Raw genomic sequence first — 24,887 nt, forward strand, 5'->3', positions numbered from 1 at the left:
AATATTGATAACTCGAAGGAATACGAGGTACACTGAAAAATTAATTTTATTCATACAAAATGTCAAGAAATTTTATTAATTCCATAAAATTTTCTCAACCCCATTAAAGTTTTTTGCTAACATCTTTTTTACTTGACCAAGTAAATACATACTCCCTAAAACTACAAGGACCTCGTTCCCTTTATTTGAACTTATGAATTTCTTTATATACTCTTCAGGTTCTTTAACCATAATTGAATTTATTTTTAACTGCTTGGTAATATCTTGTAACATCTCAATTGAAGCAGCTCTTTCGTAATTAACTGAGGTTATAAGTATCTCATCAAAATGTTCCCTAAGCAAAAAAAGCATTTCAGGTATATTTTTATCTCTCATTACACCAAAAAGCAGTATTCGTTTAGTATATTTTTTCTTGTCCTTAATAAACTCGCCCAGAAAGGATTTTACGCCTTCAGGGTTATGTGCTGAATCAAAAATAACTAAAGGATTATTATTATAAATTTCATAACGCCCTTGAATACCGGAATTTCGAACTACGTTTCTTATTCCTCTATCTATATTTATTCCATTAGACAGAATTAGTATTTGATTTATAGCAGCTATAGCCAAAGCAGCATTAAACAACTGGAATTTGCCCTTTAATGGAGTCTGATAAATGTTATAGTAATTTGGGTTGTTTTTTATTCTTAAATATTCTCCTTTATCATCAACAATTTCTTTTAACAACAATACTCTACTTCCAATTTTCTCAGCAATTTCCTTAATAGAATCAATTGCTTCAGGTGGCATAATTCCAAGTACAACAGGTTTTCCCTTTTTAATAATGCCGGCTTTTTCCCTCGCAATTTTTTGAATTGTATCACCTAACACGTTAGTATGTTCAAGGCTAATTGTAGTTATAATTGAAATTAATGGTTCAATTATGTTTGTTGCATCTAAACGTCCGCCAAGACCAGTCTCTATAACAGCAAAATCAACTTTGTTTTCATAAAAATACTTAAAAGCCATTGCTGTGGTCAACTCAAAGAAAGTAGGGCTATTTTGGTCGATATACGAGTTCAACTCACTAACAAAATTTACTATATAATCATCATCAATTTCTTTTCCATCAATGCGAATTCTTTCGTTAAATTTCACAAAATGAGGTGAGGTATATAAGCCCACTTTGTACCCTTCTTCCATTAATATGCTTGCAAGAAAAGATGCCGTACTTCCTTTACCGTTTGATCCGGCAATATGAAAAGCCTTTAACTCTTTTTGAGGATTGCCTATAAATTCACACAACTTAGAAATATTGTCTAATCCTAATTTAATTCCAAACTGATGTAAAGAAAAAAGCTTTTTTATTGCAGAGTTATAATCCATTGTGCTTAATTCAAAAATTTATTCGATAAGCTAATAACTATAATAAATCAATCTTATTTGTCAATAATTTGATATGAAGCAACTAAGTCGCTTATTTTGTTAATAGAGGTTTTTATACAATAATTTTTCATTCCTTCAACAATTTCAACGCCGGCATTAGGATTAATAAAATTAGCAGTTCCTATTTGAACAGCAGAAGCACCGCAGATAATGAATTCAACAGCATCTTTCCAGTTCATTATTCCACCAATACCAATAATTGGTATATCAACATTTCTACTAATCTCAAGAACTTTGGCTAATGCTATAGGTTTAATCGCAGGTCCAGATAATCCTCCGGTAACATTGTACAATTTAGGTTTACGACTCCAAATATCAAACGATGTTCCCACCAAAGTATTAATTGCAGAAACAGCATCACCACCTTCTTTTTTTACAATTTCAGCAAATTCAGAAATACGTGACACATTTGGCGAAAGTTTTATTATTACAGGCTTCTCAGTAGCAGCACGTACTTTTTCGGTAATTCTTCCTACTGCATTCACATCATTTCCAAATTCGAGACCGCCTTCTTTAACATTTGGGCATGATACATTTATTTCAAATGCTTTTATTGTTTCCTGCTCATCTAAAATTTTTGTGCATTCGACATATTCTTCAATTGTACTTGCTGCAATATTGCAAATTAAAGTAGTGTTAATCTCTCTTAAGAAAGGAATTTTTTCTTTAATAAAAACTTCTACCCCAACATTTACCAGTCCAATTGCATTAAGCATACCCGATGGTGTTTCTACAATTCTCTGAGGCGGATTTCCTTTACGTGGTTTTAATGAAACTGATTTTGTAACAATGCCGCCAATCTTACTTAAATCTGTAAAATTGCTTATTTCATTTCCATACCCTACAGTGCCTGAAGCAAGTAAGACTGGATTTTTAAGTTCGAGCTTCCCTATTTTAATTTTAAGATCAACTTCATTCATAATTTTATATCTTTTGCATTAAAAACTGGACCATCTTTGCAGACTAGGTAATATCCATCACAGTTCGATTTTTCAATTGGACAGCCTTGACAAATTCCAAAGCCGCAAGCCATAGCACATTCAACAGACATTTCACAATTGATGTTTTTTGTAATACAGAATTCTTTAAGTGCTTTCAGCATAATATTCGGACCGCATGCAAAAACTTTTATTTTATTTTCACTAAACTTCTCTAAAGAACTTATAAAAAGATCTACCACATTGCCCTTAAATCCCTCTGAACCGTCATCAGTAGAAATACTAATGTTTTGCATTTTATACTTAATAACATTTTGTTTGGACTTACCGCCGACAAAGCAGTATATTTTTTTATCATGTAGTATTTCGTCAATCAAAAAAGGGAAAGGAGCAGCACCCAAACCTCCGGCAATAACTACAGCAGTATCGAAGTTATCGTTTATATTAAATCCTTTTCCAAGCGGACCAAGAATATCCAGCACATCACCTTTTATTTTTCTCGAAAGCAATCGCGTCCCTTCGCCGTGGATATCAAACATAAAGTAAACATTATCATTTTTAACTTCGCAAATGCTAAATGGCCTGCGTAGCAAAGGAAAATCTGTATCTGTTACTTTTATATTACAAAATTGACCAGGTCTTGCACTTTCAGCAATTCGAGGTGAAAATGCTTTAAGTAAGTAAATCCCGTTTTCAATTTCGGTAATGGATTCTACGCGGGCCTTTTCGATTAACAACCTAAATTTTCTCTTTTATTTTTTCAAAATTATGAATGTTGGGGGGATTTTACAAAAAAAAAGCCCATCCCTGCCCTACAAAGAGAAGGGTATTTTTTATAAACACTTTTAACCTATCTTCTCGTTCACAAATTAATTCAATCTCGCTTTGTATCAAAAAATTCAAAAGGTAATCCACGAATAAACTGCAAGAGACCTTTTTGATTAAAACTTCTTCTCTTTTGAACATAAAAAAAATTGAAATAAGGTGTCTTTATTATAACACCCTTGCCTCATTTCTTTTTTGTTGCATTTATTTATGCTGTTAAATTATGATCAAATTATATACCGCGTTTTCGGAGAAGGGGAATTCACTTACTTATATAAGAGTGAAATTAAAATCCGGTAAGTTGAATAACTCCGTTGATAAACGAGCGGTATAGAAATGTCTTCCGATCACAGACATTCTTTGACAGACAAACTGTCTGCTGCCGGAAAGTAGTTAACTACGCTGAAACTTCGTCAACTAAATAAGTTATACTTATAATTTGGTGATGACGCATTTTGCTATGGCTTTTTTTATTTTTAATTGAATAATATGTTTAGAGCATTTACTTGTTCATTGTGAGCAAATACTCAAATGTAGCTCTGTTTAATTTGGAGATCTATCTTACGGGGTATAGGAGCTGGCTATCAACTAAGTTCAAAATTTGCCTTTTTCTATAAAACATTCCTGTACTTGGGTAACAGGGCATGGTGGAAGTCATTTTTTCCTGCCTTCTGGAAACGGGCTTGGTTTCGATTTAAAATATTTTATAAACTTATGGGTTTTAATAATGTTTCATTCAACTACATCTATTACTTGTATGTTTCTAATATTTATGATGATACTTATGGAATAAGACCAAAGGGAAATTATTGTGAAATTAATTTCGGAAATGAAATAATTATAAGGGATATCAGAGGAAAACTTCAAATATTTTGATCTATAGGAATAGGCAGAAGTTCTAATAAGAACTACGGAAAAACACTTATTGCTCCGTCGCTCAAAGTTGGTATTTATCATAACATATTCTAGTTCTAGGAGAAAATTTATGAAAAAGTGTTTCTTAATTGTAATAATTATACTTACGATGACGTTGAATGATTTACATAGTCAACAAGCATATCGTCTTGAGAAATTTTATGCGGAAAATTATTTACTTACAGACAAGAAAGATAGCGTGAGGAAAATATTTATCTATTCTAACACAGGAATCTTGGAATTTCTTTCTTTTGGTGTTGGCTATCAAGTTTCACAGGATTTTGCAATTTCACTTAAGTATTCAAACACTTTCATAGGTTCTGGTTTTATATTCCCAAATACTGGCTCGGGTATCGGAATAAAGTTAAGTTATTACACTCCATTCTCTATCTTCAATTGTATTAATGCCGAATACGTTAGCTATCTGATATTATCCACCACTAAGAAAGTGAACTCTGTAACCAAAGGGAATTTTTTTGAAGCAAATATTGGAAAAGAGATTGTGAAAAAAGAAGGGTTAAGAGTTTTTTGGTCGTTAGGCCTAGCAATAAGTAATGCTAAAATGACCACTGTAGTTTTTGCACCTTCAATTAAGATTGGAATCAATTATAATTTATTTTAGAAACGGAGGTAAAAATGAAAAAGGTATCAATCATTGTACTTGTTTTTATAATGGCAAATATTGTATTTGCTCATAGGCAGCATGTTCATCAGTACATTTCAGTTCAAGCATATAAGCTACTGAAAATGCAATTAGGTGGAGATTTACGAATTATGAAGGATAAAATAGGTGGTCTTGATTCTTATTATGCTGGATCCGGACCTTTTCAATTAGGCTTTATTACTACCGGCGCTTGGAGAGAAGACGAAGAAGATGTTGTTTACGGCTATTCTAAAAGTAATCCACCAACGTTAACAAGCTTTAGCGGAAGCGTGTATGATTTTATTGCTGCTTTTGGTGGATTAAGTCCGGATGGATTTGTTAGCTCAACTCATTTTTGGTATGCTGATGAGGGTGATAACCTTCAAACGACAATGCGAGCAAATATTATAGTTTTAGGCATAGATAATGTCATGTTATTTACTATACCAAATGCTTATCAAAAAATGACTGCATTTGCTTATGGAGGATACGACTTGAATTTAGATCTGATTCTGTATGGATTCCCTACCAATGCAGATGGAAGTGGTGCTTGTGCAACACAAAGAGCAATCGTAACATTTCATTATAATTCACTTATAGATTTGTACAAGAACAAAAAATATTTATGTAACGAAGGTAACCTGGCTAACAGGTCAACAAACTATTTATAATACTCCTATTAAATTTCTGCCGCAACATTGGAGTTCGCTAAATAGTGGAACGTATGCCGGTTTCTTTGACATAGTCGCTTTTTAAAATTTTAGGTAGGATGTGTCATCTTTTACAAGATATGAATGTACCGGCGCACACCAATATTGATCCTCATGGAGATAATGATGGTCTTATTATTGATTATTACGAAAATTATTTTGGATATGACTTCTATTGGGATTACCAAAATACCTATTCACAAGTAGGAGGTTATATAAATCCTTACCAATCGTCTAATCCGCTTCATTTCTTGATGTATACAACAAATCAGATGGCTAACCACTTTGCAACGCAAGGTCCTCATTATAAACCTTGGAACGATAACTTCTGGGGAAATTCTTCCTCAGAAGAAATTAATTATTTGAATTCACAAAATGTTTATTCTTTTGGAGTGCCCACTAGTATAAATGGACCTTTTGACAATAATAGCATCATAAATGTTCGTAATCATATGTTCCCTCAGGCAATCCGTGCAACTGCGGGCCTACTTTATTGGTTTGCAAAAGAAGCCGATTTGTTACCTCAACCACTGGTCTCCGTTTCTTTAGGAGGCGATGTAACACTATATGAAGGCGTAACAGGTCATTGGTACGTTGGTTTAATAAATGGTATAGAACCATTTACCTACAATTGGCAAATAATGTATTTAGATGGAGCTGGTTATTTACAATCTTATGAGAGCGTTAAAAAGGAAAAAGAGAAAAAAGATAAAGAAAAGAAAAAAGATGGTGATATCATTATTGAGACTGTACCGAGCAATGAATGGATACCGATTGGTACAAATTCACCTGAATTCAGCAAACCACATAACCCTTACGATTTACGTGATTTTAAGCTGAGATGTATTGTTACTGATGCTACAAACACCACAAAAACTTCAAATGAACTCTATGTTGATGTTGTCTCATATCCTCCACCGGAATTTTCCATCGTGCAAAGTAATTATGAGAAACAAGAAACTTCGCTTGCCAAAGAGCATGAGACAACTCAAACACCTATAAATTATTTTCTTGAGCAAAATTATCCCAATCCATTTAACCCGTCAACTGCCATCAGTTACAAAATCAAAGAAAAAGGATTTGTATCACTGAAAGTTTATGGTGTAATAGGAAGAGAAATTGCAGACCTTATAAATGAGACACAAGAAGCAGGTTCACATTCTGTTATGTTCAATGCAGACAATCTACCAAGCGGAGTTTACATTTACACTTTGCGCGTGAACAATTTTGTTCAAAATAAGAAGATGATCTTATTGAGATGATATGATAATGTTCTAAAAAGGCAGAACTATTACGGTTCTGCCTTCTATTCATGAATAACGCCAAAGGCTAAAATTTCTTTAACAATTTTTGTTCAACGGCAGAAATTTTATCTAATCTTCTTTGGTGTCTTTCACCTAAAAAATCTGTTGTAAGCCAGATGTTCAAAATTGATTTTGCCTCATCATTGCTTAGTGTTTTCGCTCCTAATACAAGTATATTTGCATTGTTGTGTTCGCGAGAACTTTTAGCAGAAAAATCATTATAGCATGTAGCAGCTCTAATACCGGGTAATTTATTTGCAGCAATTGCCGATGGAATACCAGTAGCATCTATTAAAATTCCAAAATCGACTTCGTTTAACAAGACTTTCTTAGCAACTGCAAAAGCATAATCTGGGTAATCAACCGATTCTTCTGAAAATGTACCAATATCAATTACGTTAAAGGATTTTCTTTTGAGCTCATCCACCAAAACAGCTTTTAATTTAACACCTGTATGGTCTGAGCCAATAACACATTTTTTGGGGAGGATTGATGCCTGTGAATTTTTTAATATCTCTTCACTGCTTCGTTTTATAATTTTTAAATTCGAGTGACGAATGCGGTCATAAGCTAATGGAGTAATAATAACATTTTCATCAATCTCTATTTCGGTTGCACCAAGTCTAATTAACTTAAGAACGTCAAATTCAGTAATTAGCTTTTTCATTTTACAGAAGCTCTGTTCGTTTGTTCATTTTAAGATAATCTACTACTTCTCTCACCTCTTGTGCATTATTTCGGTGACAAATTAGCAAAGCATCTGTTGTATCAATTACAATAAGATTTTCTACACCAATTACAGCAGTAAATTTTCGAGGTGAAAAGATGTAACTGCCATAAGTTCTGGCTGTATAAACATCACCAACTATCACATTCCCATCTTCGTTTTTCTCTGAAATTTCATAAACAGCCTCCCAACTTCCTACATCATTCCAATAAAAATCTCCTTTTACAACTGCAACATTATCAGATTTTTCTAATATCCCATAATCAATTGAAATATTTTTTAACTGGCCATAAACTTGGGTTAAGACCTTTTCAAACTCGTGAGTGCCAATATAGTTTTTAACCATTTGCAAGCCATCGTAGAGGTCCGGCATATAAGTTTTAATTTCGTTTAAAATCACATCAACACGCCAGACAAACATACCGGAGTTCCAAAGGAAATCCCCAGATTCAATAAATCTTCTTGCGGTTGCAAAATTAGGTTTTTCAGCAAAAGTAAGAACTTTGTGAATGTTTTGACTTAATTGTTTATCATCGAATTGAATATAACCGTAGCCAGTTTCTGGACGGGTGGGCTTTATTCCTATTGTAATTAATTTTTTCGTTGAGTAAGCAAAGTCCACAGCCAACTTAATTGTGCTCTGAAACAAGTCAACATCTTTTATTATGTGATCAGCTGGTAAAACTACCATTAGTGCATCATTAGAATAACTTTCCAACAAAATTGCTGCCAGTCCAATACATGCAGCTGTATTTTTCCCAAATGGTTCATCAATAATATTTTTGGGGTTAATTTGAGGTAACTGCTCCTTAATTTTAAGCTTCTGAATCTTGTTAGTAATAATAAAAATTTTCTCTTCATCAATTAATCCCTTTAACCTGTAGACAGTATCTTGAATCATTGTATTTGAACCTATTATGCGAATCAGCTGTTTTGGTTTTTTCTCTTTACTTCGAGGCCAAAATCTGGTGCCAGCGCCTCCGGCCATTATAACAGCATAAATTTCCATTTCCCTCCTTATTGTTAAATTACTTTTTTATTAGAAAATATAATCTTACCAAAATTCTCAGCCATATTTAAATAATTAGTTATGTCTACTTCCTTGCCGCGCACTACTGCAACTATTACAATTAAGCACGCTCTTAAAGATTCAATAACATTTCGACTTGGCGAGATTTTTTTCTCCTTTATCATTTCCAAACCACGTTTAAAAATCTTATGCATATTCGATATAATTTCAAAGCCAATCTTTTGAGATATCTGTGCATTCTCTTCCATTAATTTAATTAAACTATTCATTTCATGCTCAGTATAATTATATTTAGCTACTCTTTCTAAAAACGAATCTAATGTTTTAATTGGTTTCAGTATTGCTTCTTCATAGTTTTCAAAATTAAAACCAAGCTCTTTATTTAACTCTTCAAAAATAAGTTCTTCTTTAATTTCATCAGCACGTGACCTTTTAGGTAGATTTATCTCAGAAAGTTTTTGCTCTAACTTACTAAATTCCTTTGTTGGCTTTGTCTCACGCTTAGTCAAGTCAACCTGTATTGTTTTTTCGTTGATTGATTCTATTATTTTCTTCATTCTCTCTGGATTAACAATGTCAAGTAGATAACTAATTTCTCTAACTAAATTTGAGCTGTGCTCTTTAAATTTATCAGAAATTTTTAGGAAATCGATTTTACCATTATCTATTGAACTAATAATCTCACTAATCTTAATGCCTAACTTTGATAGCTCGGTTATTTTTTTAAAGCGCTGTATTTCTGTATATATATCATCACATTTTAGCAAGTGCTCTTTCAATAAGGCAATTACTTCAATTTTTTCTGAGCTAAGTCTAAGTTGATTAGCAGAGGTTACAATACATTGAATAACATACTGTTTTGTAAAATCAATCATTTGCATCAAACGATTTTAAGTATCTTATTATAGTTTTGCAAAAAAATTTCATTAAATACAGCGTATTAGTTCATGGGCAAAAGATAATTAATACCTTCGGTTCAGCATGTTTCATTTCTCTTTCATCGAAAATGATTCCAAATTATTTTTATCTTAGCTTAATTACATATTGCAATAAATTTTACACATATTGATTTTGTAAAATTAATTACGAAACTTTGCAACAAATATATTAAAAATATGGCAGCGTACTCCGATAATATAAATTTCTCAAAGAAATCTAATGAATTTTGATGATTTATTTTAACCGATGTTTTTATAAAAACGTTTGGGAAACTACAATTTTACAGTCATAGCGAGACCCAGTAAAAAATAAACTTGCAAAGACCAATTTAGAAATTTTTGGGAAATCTCTATAAGCTGTAAGTGGGTCAAAAACACAAAAGCCATATTGCAAACAACCAATTAATATTTAATTAAGAAAGTATAATGATTGGATATAGATTTACAGATTTTATACCTAACTCACCGTTGGGCAATATTTTCCAACAATTGTTAAATATATTTTTGCAGTTACTTAATATCACAGCTGGCGATGTTTCTGAAGCACTTAACTTGCTAAATGAATTAGATAGGAAATACAATCTTACTACAAATGATTATGGAATAGGCGATTTTATTGAAGAGTTGAAAGAAAAAGGCTATATCGAAGAAGGGCAACAAAACGAGCATGTTTACTATATCACTACAAAAACAGAAAGAGAAATAAGAAGAAAGGCACTTGAAGAAATATTTAGCAAGCTGAAAAGAGGTGGCAAAGGCAATCACCCAACGCCATTCTCAGGACTTGGTGATGAAAAAACTTCAGACAGAAGAAATTATCAATTTGGTGATAGGCTTGACCAACTTGATGCCACTGCGTCAATTAAAAATGCACAGATTAATCATGGCATTAACAATTTTGAATTAACCGAAGATGACCTTGAAATTGAAGAACTTGAATACAAAACTGCCGCTTCAACAGTACTGATGATTGATGTATCCCACTCTATGATACTTTATGGCGAGGATAGAATCACTCCTGCTAAAAAAGTAGCTATGGCTTTAGCAGAATTAATTACTACCAAATTTCCAAAAGATACTTTAGATATTATTGCCTTCGGTAATGATGCCTGGCCAATTGAAATAAAAGATATTCCATATTTACAAGTAGGTCCTTACCATACTAATACAGTCGGTGGAATTGAACTTGCAATGGATTTATTACGCAGAAAGAAAAATCGCAATAAACAAATTTTTATTATTACTGACGGTAAACCTACCTGCTTAAAAATTGGTATGAAATATTATAAAAATAGCTTTGGTCTTGATAGAAAAATTATCAATAAAACATTAGATAAGGCCGCACAATGTAGGAAGTTAGGAATTACAATTACAACTTTTATGATTGCCCGTGACCCATATTTGCAGCGGTTCGTTCATGAATTTACTAAAGTTAACCAAGGCAGAGCCTACTATAGCAGCCTTACTAACTTAGGTGAATATATATTTGAAGATTTTGTGCGTAATAGAAGAAAGAACTTTAAATAAGAGGAAAACAATGATTAAAAATTTTGAGAATATAAAAACTTTAGGACAACTAAAAAATTCTGGTTATCAACCTATTTCCGTTAAAGACGAAATGCGGTTAAATTTAATACAGTTCTTAAAAGAAAGAAAAAATCCTTTTTATGGAATAATTGGCTACGATGAAACCGTTATACCAGATATTCAAACTGCAATTTTGTCAAAGCACAATATTATATTATTAGGTTTAAGGGGACAAGCAAAAACAAAAATAGCACGTTTAATGGTCAATTTACTCGACGAATATATCCCGGCAATTGAAGGTTCTGAACTAAATGATGACCCACTTCATCCACTCTCACGTTATGGCAAAGAAAAAGTGGAACAAATGCAAGATGATACACCAATAACATGGATTCATAGAAATGATAGATATACAGAAAAGTTAGCCACACCTGATGTTACAATCGCTGACCTTATAGGTGATGTTGATCCTATTAAAGCTGCATCTCTTAAATTACCCTACTCGGACGAAAGAGTTATTCATTATGGCTTAATCCCCCGTTCACACAGAGGAATTTTCGTTATAAATGAATTACCAGATTTACAGGCAAGAATTCAAGTTGCATTGTTTAATCTACTTCAAGAAAGAGACGTTCAAATTAGGGGATTTAAAGTAAGGCTGCCGCTCGATGTTCAATTTGTTTTTACTGCCAATCCTGAAGATTACACAAACAGAGGAGCAATAGTAACACCATTAAAAGATAGAATAGATTCGCAAATCCTTACTCATTATCCAAAGTCTATTCAAATATCCAAAAAAATTACAGAACAAGAATCTAAACTAACTGAATCGCAGAAAAACACAATTAAAGTCCCTGAGTTAATCAAAAATATAATTGAACAAATAGCTTTTGAAGCTCGCGAAAGTGAATATGTTGATTCCAAAAGTGGCGTATCTGCGCGTCTTACAATATCAGCTTATGAAAATGTTGTAAGCGCAGCTGAAAGGAGATTATTTATTAACAACGAAAAAAATACTACGGTAAGAATATCAGATTTAAACGGAATTATCCCTTCAATAACAGGTAAAATTGAGCTGGTCTACGAAGGTGAGCAAGAAGGACCTGTTAAAGTTGCTCATATCCTCATAAGTAAAGCTATTAAGAAACAATTTGTGAACTATTTCCCAAATCCAGATAACATAAAAAAATTAAATCAACCCAATCCTTACCAAGAAATAACAAATTGGTTTAGCAAAGGAAATCAAATTGACATTTTAAATGATTTGCCCAATAGTGAATACCAAAAAATAATTAGTTCAATACCAGGCTTAAAAAATTTAGTAAACAAATTTTATAAAGATGAAGATGATGAGATAAAATATTTATTAATGGAATTTGCATTACATGGACTCGCGGAATATTCACTTTTAAGCAAGCATTCATTAGAATACGGTCTTCAGTTCAAAGATATGTTAAGCAGCATGTTCACACTATCTGAAGAAGAAGATAGCGATGATGAAGAAAATTATCTTAGATAAGTAAAAAATGTTTATCTTGCAGCAAAAAATTTTGAGGAATATATGCTGATTACTACAACCAATAACATCGAGGGTAAAAAAATTGTAAAATATTTAGGATTGGTATCCGGTGAGGCAATTTTAGGAGCTAATATTTTCAAGGATATATTTGCAAGCATACGTGATATAGTTGGCGGAAGGTCTTCTGCTTATGAAAAAGAACTTAGAACTGCAAAAGAGATTGCATTGGCTGAAATGGCTGAGCAGGCAAAAAATTTAGGCGGTAATGCTGTAATTGCAGTTGACCTTGATTATGAAACTATAGGGCAAGGCGGCAGTATGTTGATGGTATCAGCAAGTGGGACTGCAGTTGTAGTTGAGTAATTTCCTTTTTATAAATCTTGAAAAACTTACAACAAGGAATAAACTTTTAATAAGAAATTCTTATCTAACTTTTCAACCATGACTCAAGTTAATTATAACCCAGCTGCTGCGCTCTCACCTTAATTTCTAGACTGTTGAATTTTTTTAGCTGTTTCCTCAACTTTTTGCCAGACACGCAGCAAATTACCGGACATAATTTTTTGAATATCCTTTTCACTATAACCGCGTTTTAGCAATTCATAAATCAAATTTGGATACTGAGAAACATCTTTAAGACCAACTGGTAAAGTGTCACCAAGTCCATCAAAATCAGAGCCAATACCTACATAGTCGATGCCTACTAATTTTACAACATGGTCTATATGGTCCGCAACATCTTTTACATCAGCAAACCCCATGGGATTTTCTTTCCAGAATTTTTCTTTATAACTTTCAGCTTCCTTACTATCTTCATTTAATTTATGTTCATTAAGGTATTCCTTAATTTGTTTCTTGCCAGCTTCTTCTTTCTTTAAAATCTCATCTTTCAAAAAATCTGAACCAAAGTTTATTTGTATTACTCCCCCATTTTTTGCCAGAGCCTTAATCATGTCATCACTCATATTTCTTTCCCAGCCTGGTGTGAAATATCTACAAGAAGAATGAGAAGCAATAACCGGTGCTTGTGTTACTCTTAATACTTGGTAAAATGCGCTATCAGATATATGAGAAACATCAACCATAATTCCAAGTCTGTTCATCTCTTTAACTACTAAAACACCAAATGGACTAAGTCCATTCCATTTTTTATTTGGGTCATAAGATGAATCACAAATATGATTTGATTTTGAATGAGCTAAAGTAATATACCTTATACCTTTAGAATAAAAGTACTCTAGATTTTTCAAGTCGCCTTCAATTGGCGAGCCATTTTCCATGCCCATAGGCAAAGAAATTTTGCCCTGATTAAAATTTTTAATAATATCTTTATAGGAGAACGCAAAAGCAAATTTATCCGTATTATCTTGAACAACATTATAAACAAGCGAAATTAATTTATCAGCATATTTTTTTGCTCCGTTATTTTCATAGTTTGCAGGTGTATAAATTGACATAAATGGAGCGTCCAAGCCCCCTTCTTTAGCTTTAACATAGTCGAAATTTCTATCATCATTTTTTTTGGTAATATCAGTCCATTTTTCGTAAAGCAGCAATGGAGCATCGATATGTGTATCAATCAAAATATACTTATGAGCTATTTTATTTGCTCTTTCTTTTAATTTATCACCACTTTGATTTATGTAGTAACTGAGAAAGAAGGCAAGTAATAAAGCTATTTTTTCCATAATACCACCTAATTAATATATTAAGATTATGTTATAACTAATTATTTTTCATTAAGATAACTAAATTTATCTTAGAAAAAAGATACTATTCATTTCTTGTTTTAAACCCTTTTATCATCCAATTTTTTGCTAGTAAAAGAGCTACAGGGCTTACTATAGCTATTATGCCATAAATGAGCCAAAGCATTTGTGTATTCTGTGGTAAACCACTTTCAGGTCTTGGGATATACTTTTCGACAAAATACCCCGAATAAAGACCAGTTATTACTTTTGTTAAAAACCATGGTAATTGTCCAATTCCCATATATGCTCCCGTTTTACCTTCGGGAGCTATTTCGGCAATCCATTGCAAAAATCTCGGTTGCCACATTGCTTCGCCTATTGCAGCAATCAATACATACGATAAAAATAAATAAATGTTAGGTCCAATTGCTAATAAAAAAGTCGGCAGTGCCATAACGAAAGTTCCAAGAACCATCATTCTATAAACATTGGCCTTAGATGTTAAACCAGCCACTAATGGAGCTAAAACAAAAATTAAAACGGGATTAATATTAGAAAAAAACTCGAAATATTTGCTTACTGCAGTACCTACAAAGGCTCTATCAGTATAATATGGAATTGTTAACCAATTATGAGCAAAAAGTGTCTGAACAGGAATTAAAATAAATATAAAAAAAACAAACCTTTTATCTCTAAAAGGATGTTCAGGCCGTTGTCTAAGAAACTCCCACACTGAAATTATAAAACTAACACAGGCAAGTAACAAAAATATAGTGGGAATTATTTCACTTTCCGTGTTAATTATTTTGTTTAATGTTAATATATATATTATGAAAAATAAAACAGTAGCGAATGAATAAATAAATAATGCTGTATTGTTGATATTTCTTTTAGCTTCGTTTTTGGTTCCTTTATTGCTTTTAGAGTCGGAAGCTTCGACTGACATTTGGTAAGCATCTTTATCTGACTTTTTTGTGATTAAAATTACAGTAAACAATAATGAAATTAATGTTAAGACCACATAAACCCAAAGGACAGCTGCCAGGCCATTTGGAGGAAAATTTTTTTCGTTATGATGCCTTACAAGTGGAGAAACAAAACCAGAAAAGAAAGCACCCAAGTTCATCAATCCATATATAGCACCGTACGCCATAGGAGCAGTTTTAGGTGTAGTGTATCTTTTAACTCCAGCATAAGCTGCCGGCTGATATAATCCATAACCTACGACCATAAAAAACAGTCCTATTATTAGGACAAAAAACATTGGACTAAGGAAACCGCTTGAAAAATGTAAAGTATCTGAACCTGCGAGGAATATCCTGCCTATTAACATAACAGCAAAAGCTAAGATTAATGAGCGCCGAACTCCTATTTTATCAGAATAACCACCTAAAATAACCATAGCAAGTGTGATACCCCCAGTAACAAAACTATAGACCCAACCTGCCTGAATATCAGTAAGCTTAACGTTTTCTGAACAAAACTTACCTAAAACTGTAAGAATACCGAAGTAAACTAATCCCTCAATTACATAAGGCAAGTTTATACCCCATAAAGCCTTAGGAGCTTTCACAAATGCTAAAAAAGTTTCTTCTAATTCTTTAAAAGACTCTTTTACTATTTGACTTATACTCTTCTTTTCACTTTCGTTGTTAAATTTTTCAGCAGCTGAAGAATCCATATTTTTTCCCTTTTATTTTATGATAATGTAAAAGTATTTAACAATTTCATCTGAAAAGCAGCAACAAACAACATAAAAAATAATGTTATACTATATTCACTTCTGGTAATAATTCTACATCAAACCTTTTTTTGACAGAAAGAGCTACTTTATCGGCTAAATCTAATATCTCAGCAGGTGTTGCGTTGCCAAAATTAACAATAATCAAAGGTTGTTTTTCATAGCAACCAACATTACCAATTCTTTTACCTTTCCAGCCACATTTTTCTATTAACCAAGCAGCAGGTAGCTTATAATAATTGTCCTTAAACTTGTAAAATGGCAAATCCGAAAAGTCTTTTTTAATAAATTCCACTTGACTATAGGTAACGATTGGATTTTTAAAAAAACTTCCAGCATTACCCAGAACGTTTGGATCTGGCAATTTGTTTTTTCTAATCGAGATTACCTTTTCTCTAACAGTTTGTAAAGTAATGTCATGCTTATTAATATTTTTAACACTTTCCTTTAAGGGGGGATAATCGAGGGAAAATTTTTTCAACTTGCTCAATCTTAGTGTAACGGAGGTAATTATAAACTTATCTTTATATTCATTCTTAAAGATGCTATCCCTATAATCAAACTTGCATTCACTCGTAGTTAAAGTACGAACTTGTTTTCTTAGAAGATCAATTCCCCTTAACGAATAAAATACATCTTTTAATTCTACACCATAAGCACCAATGTTTTGAACAGGTGCAGCGCCAACACAGCCGGGTATAAGCGATAAATTTTCTACACCATAATATTTCATACTGGTGCAGTATTTTACAAAATCATCCCATATCTCGCCAGCGCTTATTTCAATAAGAATCGATTCTCCATTTTCTTCTAATATTTTTTTGCCCTTTAAATTATTTTTAACTATCAAACCGTCATAATCTTTAGTAAACAAAATATTGCTTCCGCCGCCAATAACATATTTTGCAAGACCACTATAGTTAGAATCACAAAATAATTCGAATAAAGTTTCTTCGTCGTTGATTTCACAAAATAGTTTAGCTTTTACGTCAACCTTAAATGTGTTTAAATCTTTTAATGAGTAATTTTCTTTTAATATCATGTTATTTTATTCCAATATAAAATTCGAGGTTCGTTTTTTCCAATTTACTTCTGTTATAGTTTGTCCATCAGATTCAAAAACAACCGCACCGTTTAAGTCAGTCCTAAAAACTTTAATTTTATTACTTATCAATCGATTAATCACCTCTCTACTTGGATGGTTAAATTTATTTTTTATGCCCACACTAATTAGTGCATATTTGGGAATAACTGTTTTAAGAAAATAATCTCCAGTGCTAGTTTTACTTCCATGGTGCCCTACCTTTAGTAAATCTGACTTAAGAAAATCTCTATACCTATTTATATAATAATCTTCAACCTTTAGGCCCGCATCACCAGTAAACAAAAAAGAATTATTCCCATAAGCTATTTTCAAGAAGCCGCTTCTATCATTCTCGCTAAAATATTTATTAGTGTAAAAATCGTTAAGAATATAAATTCTTGTATTTCCTACTCTCAAAATAGATTTTTCATAATATCTTACCGGTAAATTTAACTGGTGCAAGTATTTCTCAAGTTGAACATCTTTGCTTAAGGAACTATCCAATAATGGCTTATACACCTTTTTAACAATTCCAGTATTGAATAAACTTAAAAATCCAGCATAATGATCAGCATCAACGTGACTAATAAATGCATAATTAATAGTATCTATGTCAAGATATTTTATTAGAGGATAAATTGTTCGCATACCGTTATCATAACTTGATGTAGAATTACCAGCATCAATTAAGGCTGAAGTACCATTTGGAAATTTTATCAGAAACGAATCCCCTTGTCCTACATCAATAGCTACTATTGTTAATTTATTCTTAGCTAAGAAACTGTTATCGTCTAATGTACTAAACGCTGCGTAGTTAACAATTACAAGAAAACATAAAATTATTTTCGACTTAAGACTACTAAACTTTTTAAAAAATATCACAAGAAAAAGCAAAGAAATGAAGTAAAAAAACAAATCTAAGTTTGAGAAGTGATTTAAGTATAAATGCGAGTATTTTATACTGCCAGTTTTATTTATTATCCAAAATAAAAAACTAGAAAGAAAATTTGTAACCGAAGCATAAACTAGAGCCACCCCAAAAGATAAGTAAGAGACAGCTAAACTAAGTATTGCTAAACCAACTATAATTCCAACTAATGGAATAACAATTAAATTAGTAAATATCGCAATTAGCGAAAGTTTCTGGAAATAAATAATTGTTATTGGTAAAGTGCCTACTTGAGCTGCAATTGAAACACTAATAAATAGCAACAAAGATTTCAGCATATTAGATTTTACATTTAGTCTGTTAATTGTGTTATTAAATAATGGATAAAAATAAAGAATAGATAGAACTGCTAAAAAAGAGAGTTGGAATCCGGCATTAAACAATTCAGTCGGCTTAATAAGTAAAACTACCAATGCAGATAAAGCAAGCGCATTGTAACCATTGTAATTTCTGTTTGTCATTACAGAAATTATAAAAATTACAGCCATAACAACTGCTCTAAAAACAGATGGAGGTGAGTTAGTAATTATTAGGAATACTACTAATCCTAAAATGGTGAAAATGTATCTGAGATAAATATTTATGCGTGATAATAAAAATAAAAAGATAAGCAATATATATCCTACATGTAAACCAGAAACAGCAAGCACATGCATTACTCCAGCATTAATAAAATTTCCCTTATCAGAAAAAGAAATTTCTTTTTTATCGGCTAATAATAAACTTTTTATTAACCCAGCTGTCGTTGAATCATACAATTTTTTTATTCTGTTGTTGATTCTTAATCTTATTTCATAAACAATTGATTTAAAAATACTTTTGGAGCTATCAATAATTAGCAAGTTTGATGTGTTATAAGTAGATAAAATGCTTGCAATACCTTTATCATTTAAATATCTACGATAATCAAACTCACCTGGGTTGCGCTGACCTCTCGGTTCTGTAAGCGTTCCTTTTACTTTTATTTTATTCCCGGGCTTCAAAACATTGACAAGTTTATTCAGTTTATTGTGTGAGTCATAAACATTTACAATTGATAAATATTTTTTTGTCGATTTGAAATTATTAAATTGAGTTGCCTCCACATTAAGCTCAAAGCTAAATCTATCATTCTGCAGCAGTTCTAATGACTCAACCTTACCTATTAGTTCTGTATCATAAATTTTTTTATCACTAAATGGGTAATAAGCACTTGCATTTGAGATTGCTAAATAATAACAAGCACCTATTAACACAATATTAGACAGCAAAAGAATATTTTTAAATATTTCTCCTAAAGTAAAATTTGTAAAATTAACAGCAGCATTAATTATTAATAAAAGCAAAGACGCAAAGGCAATATAAGTTAAACGGATGTTAAAGAAATAACCTACTAATATTCCTAGTATAAAAAACAAAACAAATTTTATTAAAGGATAATCTTTCAAGAATAAATATCCATTATTGCTTTTTTTATATGATACAACTTTTTTATTTTTTTTGATAAATATGCAGCATGTTTACCTGCAGTAATAGTTAATGCAGGATTAAGAGTATGACTTTTGGTAGAAAGATCTTCGAAATTGCCGTGGTCAGAACAAATAATTAACGTTAAGTTTGGTGGAAGATTATTAAGTAAAAAAAACAAAAAATCATCAAGGGTTTGAATTACATATTCAAATTCTGATGATATTCTACCATGTCCCAAGTGATCGGTTAGAAAGTATTCGAATAAAGTGAAATTATTTATTAATGCTAACTTTAACAAGCGTTGAGCAGCAGTTTTCGGCTTAATAATTGGGAGGTTGTAATTTAACTTTTCAACCCATCTCCTATTATCAATTTCTGCTGTTAAAGCTTTTCCCCTACGGACTTCAGTAACACCTTTAAGTTTAATGCCACTTAGTAAACAACTCAGCGAAGTAACGCTTAATCTTTTTTTCCCTTTATTTATATAATCAAAAAAAATTTTAGGGTAAGCATTAACAAAATCAGCTTTTAATTTTTTTTGAATAAAAGCCTTAAAAATATTTTTCTCTTTAATGACAGGAATTAAAGTTGAATAAGGGAAAGGACCGAAATGTTTGCCAATTAATTTAGGAGCGTTAACACCACAGAATATTGAAGTTTGTCCAGTACCACTTAACGGAATCCCAGGAACCCCAAGACAAGCATCTACAGGAAATATGAAAGCATTATTTTTTGAAATATGCTGTCTTTTTAAATGGGGAATTTCACCAAAGTAATCTTTAAGGAATTTAAAATGATATTTAAAAAAAGGGTTATTTTGAGAATTACTACTCCCAATACCAACACCGTCCAAAAAAATCATTAACACAGAATCCAAATTTATTTTCCTTTAGATTCTACCAAAATAGTAACTGGTCCATCATTAATTATTTTCACTTCCATCATTTCTCCAAAAATTCCAGTTTTAACTTTCTCTTCGCCCAAATTATTTTTTACTCTTTGGACGAATTTGAGATATAAATCATTTGCTTTTTTGGGCTCGGCTGCATCTACAAAACTTGGCCGATTACCCTTTGAAGCATCTGCATATAAAGTAAATTGAGAAATAATTAACACATCGCCATTAATATCTTTAACAGAAATGTTCATTTTTTGGTTGCCATCTTCAAAAATCCGAAGATTAGTACATTTATCAGCTAAAAAAATAGCATCACTTTCAGTGTCGTCTTCTTTTACTCCTAATAAAATAACCAAACCCTTTTTAATTTCTTGGTAATAATTATCTTTTTTAATTTTTACGGCTCCTTCTGAAACCCTTTGCACTAACGCCCTCATAACTTTTCTCCTGTTAATACTCTTTCTATTCCCAAATAATCTTTTTTAGTTTTTATATTCTTAAAATTATTCTCAATCATAATTTTTTTTACAAATTTTGCTTGTTCTTTGCCAACCTCAAAATATAATTTGCCATATTTATTTAATAGTTTTTGTGAAAGATTAGAAATAATTTTATAAAATCGAAAGCCATTCTCTTTATCAGTAACTGCATAAATTGGTTCATAGTCAGTTATTTCTTTTTGAAGCGTTTTATATTCGTTCAGCGGGATGTACGGCGGATTAGAAACAATTATATCATAGCTTGATTGAAGTTGAGAAATAGAGCCTTCTTTTGTTATATCTAATATTATAAACTGGATTAATTTATCAACAGAATTTAATTGGGCATTTTTTTTTGCGACTGTAATCGCATCTGTAGATATATCGACAGCTGTAATGTGAGAATTTGGTAAAAACTTAGCCAATGCAATTGCTATATTTCCGCTCCCAGTACCAATATCTAAAATTTTCTGTATTCCATTCGATTCATAATCATTTAAAATCGTTTCTACTAATATTTCAGTCTCCTGTCGTGGTATTAGAACATTTTTATTTATTAAAAAAGTTAGCCCGTAAAATTCTGTTTTACCAATAATATACTGCAGTGGTTCAAATTTGCCTCTTCTACGAATCCACTCTCGATATTTCGAAATTTCATTTTCTGTTAAAGGTTTATCGAAAGAAAGGTATAAATCCAACCGTTTACAATTTAGGATTTCCGCTAATAATAGTTCAGCGTTTATTCTAGGTGATTGAATGCCTTTATTTTTTAGATATTCAGCTGAAAGTTTTATTGATTCTAATACAGTAAGCATAAAGTCATTGAAAACTTCAAGGTAATTTAAAAAAATAAGGGGAAGGACAAAAATATTATTTTGCCTCCCCCTAATTGTGACAGTTATAAAACATTACTTACCGCTTTTATATGTCTGCAAAAGCCATTCAGCTACAGCCTTAGCTTCAGCTGGTTTTAGTCCTTGATTAGGCATTGCAGGATAATCTGGATTTTTCTTAACTGGGTTAAGTATAAACTTTATTAATTCATCTTCCTTACCTTCGTATTTAGGAAGCACAGAGTTATAAGGCGGACCTACCACCTTATGGTCAAAAGCATGGCATGCAATACATCTGCCGTTGTAAATGTCGGCACCATTTATTTTTGTCTCTACTGCACCTCCTAATAACTCCTTTTCTTTCTTTTCATATTTATTATAATTATCTGCAAGTCTTGCAAATTGCTCTTTAGTAGAGGTATCAAAAGCTAACTGGTCCTTAATTATTCCAAAAAGGAAAAAGAGAATTAGTAAATAAATTAAAGAGCTGCTGTAATTGAGCGTTCCTTTTTTAATCATAAAGTAAAAATAGTTTGCAATAATAAGTACTAAGAATAAAAGAATAACACTCACACCAAATACACCAAATGATAATGAATCCTTGGGTTTAATTAACACACCAGCAACTATAATTAATGGTAAGATTAGCGTGGAAATTAGTCCAATTGATAACAAAGTTTTCTTAGCATAATCGGAATACTCTTCATCTCTAATTTTCCTTTCAGAATTCGGCCGATAATGCAGGTAAATAAAATACCCTGAAGTTAGCAGTAAAGAGCCGGCAATAAACTGCAAGACAGAAATTATAGTTTTTAATGAAAAGACAACACTAAGTAAATCATTCGAGTTTCCCCAACTGCTTGAATCAATAGCAAGATTAACAGCACCTAAAAACAAATATATAGTAATAAATAAGAATATTAATCCGTACTTACCGGACTTTTTTATCAATCTTTCAGAATTAACTTTGTACTGTTTAACATCATCATATAAAGCATCATTTTCATTTGCTACTGCATTTCTTACATAATTAAAAATATCTTTTAAATGGAATGAATACTTATAAGTATAAATTAATATCACTCCAATTATGAAAAACAGTAAAGAGAGTAAAATAAATTCTGGTACTTTTAGTTGTGTTTGATGAAGTAATTGAGAGTAACAGAACATTGAACTTAATAACGGAATAAAACCTAAACCAAATGGAACTGACTTGTTAAATGTTACCAAGTCAATTAAATCTTTGGCAAAAAGAGAGAACTTATGATTATTTTCTTTCTGGGCTTTACGATTGAAATAAATTGATAAAATAGCAGAACCAAACAATAAACTGAAATATGATATAAATAAAATAAAAGTAAGTACTAATAAGTATTTTAGCAGAACCATATGTTCTGCTGATTGTGGTATGACTAATTTATCTAAGAATTCCATAAGGCAGCCATTATAATTCTTGTAAAAATAATTTATCTAATGATAAAGATAAAATAACCGCAAGTACGTAAAGGTTAATACTAATGAATGCATTTCTAAAAATTCTACGTTCGATATATCTTGATAGTATTCCTTTAGTTTTCCAAAGAAGTAAAATGCCCAACAAGCATAAAACAAATACTGTAATTTTATTAGCAGTAATTTCAATTGCAGGTATCAGAAGGCACCATGTAGAAAGCGCAGCAATCCAAACATAAGTTATTCTGCTAAGCTGTTGATTTGAGAATATCCTTGTAAGTGTAGGAAAGCCGGCCCTTTCATAATCATTACTATATATTAAAAGCAAAAGCCAAAAATGTGGTATTTGCCAAATAAAAAAGAAGAGAGCGAGTGCAATAATTTCGAAATCTAATGGACCGCCGCCTGCAGCTGTCCAGCCTATAACCGGTGGAATAGCACCAATCAAAGAACCTGGCACAACTGCAAGAGCATTCACTTTTTTTAACGGGGTATATATAAAATTATACCATATCAACGCTAACCAACCTAATAAAAGTGAAATAAAATTCGACGAGAAATATATTATTGCTGACCCAAATAATACGAGGATAAAAGCAAACAATAATGCTAATTGAGCAGAAATTTTGCCTGAAGGAATAGGACGCGATTTAGTTCTTAGCATTAAAGCATCAGTCTCTTTTTCTTGGTAATGATTTAATGCAGAAGAACCGCTGGCTAATAAAAATACACCCGTTGTCAATACGAGCAATTGTATGCTTAAATTTTTTGAATAAAATAAATAACCAATTGAAGTGGTAACTGCAACAAAGAAGGTAATACGTACTTTAGCTAATTCAAGAAGCACGTTTATATGTTTTTTTATTTTTTTCATTTCATTGTTTCTTAGCTAATGAAGCATTTCCCTTCTTATACCACAAATCAAATTTATCGCTGGGCATAACAACTAATTTCGTATACATATTCCAATGGTCCAAACCGCAATACTCAGCACATGCAATATCGAATGAACCAACTTCATCTGGAGTAAATACCATATAATTTTTCCTGCCGTAAATAACATCTTGTTTTATTCTAAACGCCGGAATATAGAGAGAGTGATTAACATCAACTGATTCAAGATTTAATTTAATGGGTTTGTTAACGGGAACATACAAAGTATCAGTCGTTACACCATTATCATACTTAAACTGCCATTGCCACTGTCGAGCTGTAACATCTACCACAAATGCTCCTTCTGGGACATATCGAAATTCCTTAAATCCCATATAACCAAAGTAAAACATCGAAAGGACTAAAATTGTTGGAATAACTATCCACACTGTTTCAAGTACAACATTACCATGTATATCTTGGGGTTTATGCCCTTTTTTTCTGTTGTACTTAAAGACAAAATAAATCATTGTTGATGTTATCCCGATTAAAAGTATAACAGCAACAGCAACAATATAAAACATTATAAAATCTACGTGAGCTGCATGACTCGATGGTCCAGAAAACATTTCTTTATCCTCAACGATAAATGACATCAAAAAAAGTTAATATAAAAATTACCAAAAGAGTAAATCCACTTAAAGACAAGAAGACTTTAAAGATTGGTTCATCATATTTTATATGCATAAATATGTTAATTACCAGTCCAGATTTAATAGCAGCTATTAAAAGTGCGACAAACAACGTAAAAGCTCCTAAATCAACCCCGGCAACAGTAACTGTTATTGATGTTAAAGCTAACAAGGAGATCCAAACTAAAATATAAGTACTATATCCTGAATGGCTCTTATGTTCTTTATTGTTTTGGTCCATTACT

23 protein-coding genes are annotated in these 24,887 nt (G+C 31.7%); 6 read left to right on the forward strand and 17 right to left on the reverse strand.

The genetic code is table 11. The features are described from left to right. Positions 1 to 75: 75 nt before the first annotated feature. From ABRY23_03110 to ABRY23_03120, 3 genes are read right to left on the reverse strand one after another with little or no spacing between them, the layout of a single operon-like run. Complete coding sequence (locus ABRY23_03110) at positions 76 to 1,365, reverse strand: folylpolyglutamate synthase/dihydrofolate synthase family protein (GenBank protein ID MFA3782036.1); 1,290 nt, start codon at positions 1,363 to 1,365, stop codon at positions 76 to 78. A gap of 53 nt (positions 1,366 to 1,418) precedes the next feature. Beyond that, positions 1,419 to 2,345 carry a dihydroorotate dehydrogenase gene (locus tag ABRY23_03115; GenBank protein MFA3782037.1) on the reverse strand — a complete coding sequence of 309 codons (927 nt, stop codon included), beginning with the start codon at positions 2,343 to 2,345 and terminating at the stop codon, positions 1,419 to 1,421. Beyond that, the gene (locus tag ABRY23_03120; protein MFA3782038.1) at positions 2,342 to 3,100 is read right to left on the reverse strand and encodes a dihydroorotate dehydrogenase electron transfer subunit; all 759 of its coding nucleotides are present in this window, start codon (positions 3,098 to 3,100) and stop codon (positions 2,342 to 2,344) included. Before ABRY23_03120 ends, ABRY23_03115 begins: the two co-directional genes overlap by 4 nt. A gap of 1,073 nt (positions 3,101 to 4,173) precedes the next feature. Between ABRY23_03120 and ABRY23_03125 the strand changes: the two genes are divergently transcribed. From ABRY23_03125 to ABRY23_03135, 3 genes are all read left to right on the forward strand, one after another. After that, entirely contained in the window at positions 4,174 to 4,725 is a 552-nt protein-coding gene (locus tag ABRY23_03125) for a hypothetical protein (protein MFA3782039.1), read from the forward strand. A gap of 14 nt (positions 4,726 to 4,739) precedes the next feature. Beyond that, a complete protein-coding gene (locus tag ABRY23_03130; protein ID MFA3782040.1) occupies positions 4,740 to 5,417 on the forward strand; it encodes a hypothetical protein in 678 nt (225 codons plus the stop codon). 119 nt (positions 5,418 to 5,536) lie between these two features. Next, on the forward strand, positions 5,537 to 6,718 hold the full coding sequence (locus ABRY23_03135; GenBank protein MFA3782041.1) for a T9SS type A sorting domain-containing protein: 1,182 nt from the start codon (positions 5,537 to 5,539) through the stop codon (positions 6,716 to 6,718). A 67-nt stretch (positions 6,719 to 6,785) separates the two neighbouring features. On the opposite strand, the gene rpiB is transcribed toward ABRY23_03135, so the two are convergent. The 3 genes from rpiB to ABRY23_03150 are packed head-to-tail and all read right to left on the reverse strand — an operon-like array spanning position 6,786 to position 9,392. Next, complete coding sequence (rpiB, locus tag ABRY23_03140; GenBank protein MFA3782042.1) at positions 6,786 to 7,427, reverse strand: ribose 5-phosphate isomerase B; 642 nt, start codon at positions 7,425 to 7,427, stop codon at positions 6,786 to 6,788. 1 nt (position 7,428) lies between these two features. Next, positions 7,429 to 8,496, reverse strand: coding sequence for a mannose-1-phosphate guanylyltransferase (locus ABRY23_03145; GenBank protein MFA3782043.1), 1,068 nt, complete (start codon positions 8,494 to 8,496; stop codon positions 7,429 to 7,431). 14 nt (positions 8,497 to 8,510) lie between these two features. Then, positions 8,511 to 9,392: a hypothetical protein gene (locus tag ABRY23_03150; protein MFA3782044.1), complete on the reverse strand. Its 882-nt coding sequence runs from the start codon at positions 9,390 to 9,392 to the stop codon at positions 8,511 to 8,513. A gap of 489 nt (positions 9,393 to 9,881) precedes the next feature. Here ABRY23_03150 and ABRY23_03155 point away from each other — a divergent pair, with 489 nt between their 5' ends. The 3 genes from ABRY23_03155 to ABRY23_03165 are packed head-to-tail and all read left to right on the forward strand — an operon-like array spanning position 9,882 to position 12,864. Continuing rightward, positions 9,882 to 10,982, forward strand: a complete 1,101-nt coding sequence (locus tag ABRY23_03155) for a VWA domain-containing protein (GenBank protein MFA3782045.1) — start codon at positions 9,882 to 9,884, stop codon at positions 10,980 to 10,982. A gap of 10 nt (positions 10,983 to 10,992) precedes the next feature. Then, entirely contained in the window at positions 10,993 to 12,501 is a 1,509-nt protein-coding gene (locus ABRY23_03160; GenBank protein ID MFA3782046.1) for a sigma 54-interacting transcriptional regulator, read from the forward strand. Positions 12,502 to 12,543: 42 nt separating this feature from the next. Then, on the forward strand, positions 12,544 to 12,864 hold the full coding sequence (locus ABRY23_03165; GenBank protein MFA3782047.1) for a heavy metal-binding domain-containing protein: 321 nt from the start codon (positions 12,544 to 12,546) through the stop codon (positions 12,862 to 12,864). A 119-nt stretch (positions 12,865 to 12,983) separates the two neighbouring features. On the opposite strand, the gene ABRY23_03170 is transcribed toward ABRY23_03165, so the two are convergent. The 11 genes from ABRY23_03170 to ABRY23_03220 all read right to left on the reverse strand — a co-directional run bounded on the left by ABRY23_03170 (position 12,984) and on the right by ABRY23_03220 (position 24,883). Next, complete coding sequence (locus ABRY23_03170; protein MFA3782048.1) at positions 12,984 to 14,189, reverse strand: dipeptidase; 1,206 nt, start codon at positions 14,187 to 14,189, stop codon at positions 12,984 to 12,986. Between the two features lie 85 nt (positions 14,190 to 14,274). Further along, positions 14,275 to 15,873, reverse strand: a complete 1,599-nt coding sequence (locus tag ABRY23_03175) for an MFS transporter (GenBank protein MFA3782049.1) — start codon at positions 15,871 to 15,873, stop codon at positions 14,275 to 14,277. A gap of 85 nt (positions 15,874 to 15,958) precedes the next feature. After that, entirely contained in the window at positions 15,959 to 16,975 is a 1,017-nt protein-coding gene (murB, locus tag ABRY23_03180) for a UDP-N-acetylmuramate dehydrogenase (GenBank protein ID MFA3782050.1), read from the reverse strand. A gap of 6 nt (positions 16,976 to 16,981) precedes the next feature. Then, positions 16,982 to 19,393 (reverse strand): DNA internalization-related competence protein ComEC/Rec2, encoded by a 2,412-nt coding sequence (locus tag ABRY23_03185; GenBank protein MFA3782051.1) that lies wholly within the window; start codon positions 19,391 to 19,393, stop codon positions 16,982 to 16,984. Continuing rightward, positions 19,390 to 20,283 (reverse strand): metalloenzyme, encoded by an 894-nt coding sequence (locus ABRY23_03190; GenBank protein ID MFA3782052.1) that lies wholly within the window; start codon positions 20,281 to 20,283, stop codon positions 19,390 to 19,392. Before ABRY23_03190 ends, ABRY23_03185 begins: the two co-directional genes overlap by 4 nt. Positions 20,284 to 20,294: 11 nt before the next feature. After that, a complete protein-coding gene (dtd, locus tag ABRY23_03195; GenBank protein MFA3782053.1) occupies positions 20,295 to 20,750 on the reverse strand; it encodes a D-aminoacyl-tRNA deacylase in 456 nt (151 codons plus the stop codon). Further along, the gene (gene prmC, locus ABRY23_03200) at positions 20,747 to 21,607 is read right to left on the reverse strand and encodes a peptide chain release factor N(5)-glutamine methyltransferase (GenBank protein MFA3782054.1); all 861 of its coding nucleotides are present in this window, start codon (positions 21,605 to 21,607) and stop codon (positions 20,747 to 20,749) included. The genes dtd and prmC overlap by 4 nt, the downstream gene beginning before the upstream one ends. Before the next feature lie 93 nt (positions 21,608 to 21,700). Continuing rightward, on the reverse strand, positions 21,701 to 23,059 hold the full coding sequence (locus ABRY23_03205) for a c-type cytochrome (GenBank protein MFA3782055.1): 1,359 nt from the start codon (positions 23,057 to 23,059) through the stop codon (positions 21,701 to 21,703). A gap of 10 nt (positions 23,060 to 23,069) precedes the next feature. Further along, entirely contained in the window at positions 23,070 to 23,951 is an 882-nt protein-coding gene (locus tag ABRY23_03210; protein ID MFA3782056.1) for a protoheme IX farnesyltransferase, read from the reverse strand. Between the two features lies 1 nt (position 23,952). Continuing rightward, positions 23,953 to 24,579, reverse strand: coding sequence for a cytochrome c oxidase subunit II (gene coxB, locus ABRY23_03215; protein ID MFA3782057.1), 627 nt, complete (start codon positions 24,577 to 24,579; stop codon positions 23,953 to 23,955). Positions 24,580 to 24,589: 10 nt separating this feature from the next. Further along, positions 24,590 to 24,883, reverse strand: coding sequence for a cytochrome C oxidase subunit IV family protein (locus ABRY23_03220; GenBank protein MFA3782058.1), 294 nt, complete (start codon positions 24,881 to 24,883; stop codon positions 24,590 to 24,592). Positions 24,884 to 24,887 lie beyond the last annotated feature (4 nt).

This window comes from Melioribacteraceae bacterium 4301-Me (genome assembly GCA_041538185.1).
GTDB classification, from domain to species: domain Bacteria; phylum Bacteroidota; class Ignavibacteria; order Ignavibacteriales; family Melioribacteraceae; genus Pyranulibacter; species Pyranulibacter aquaticus.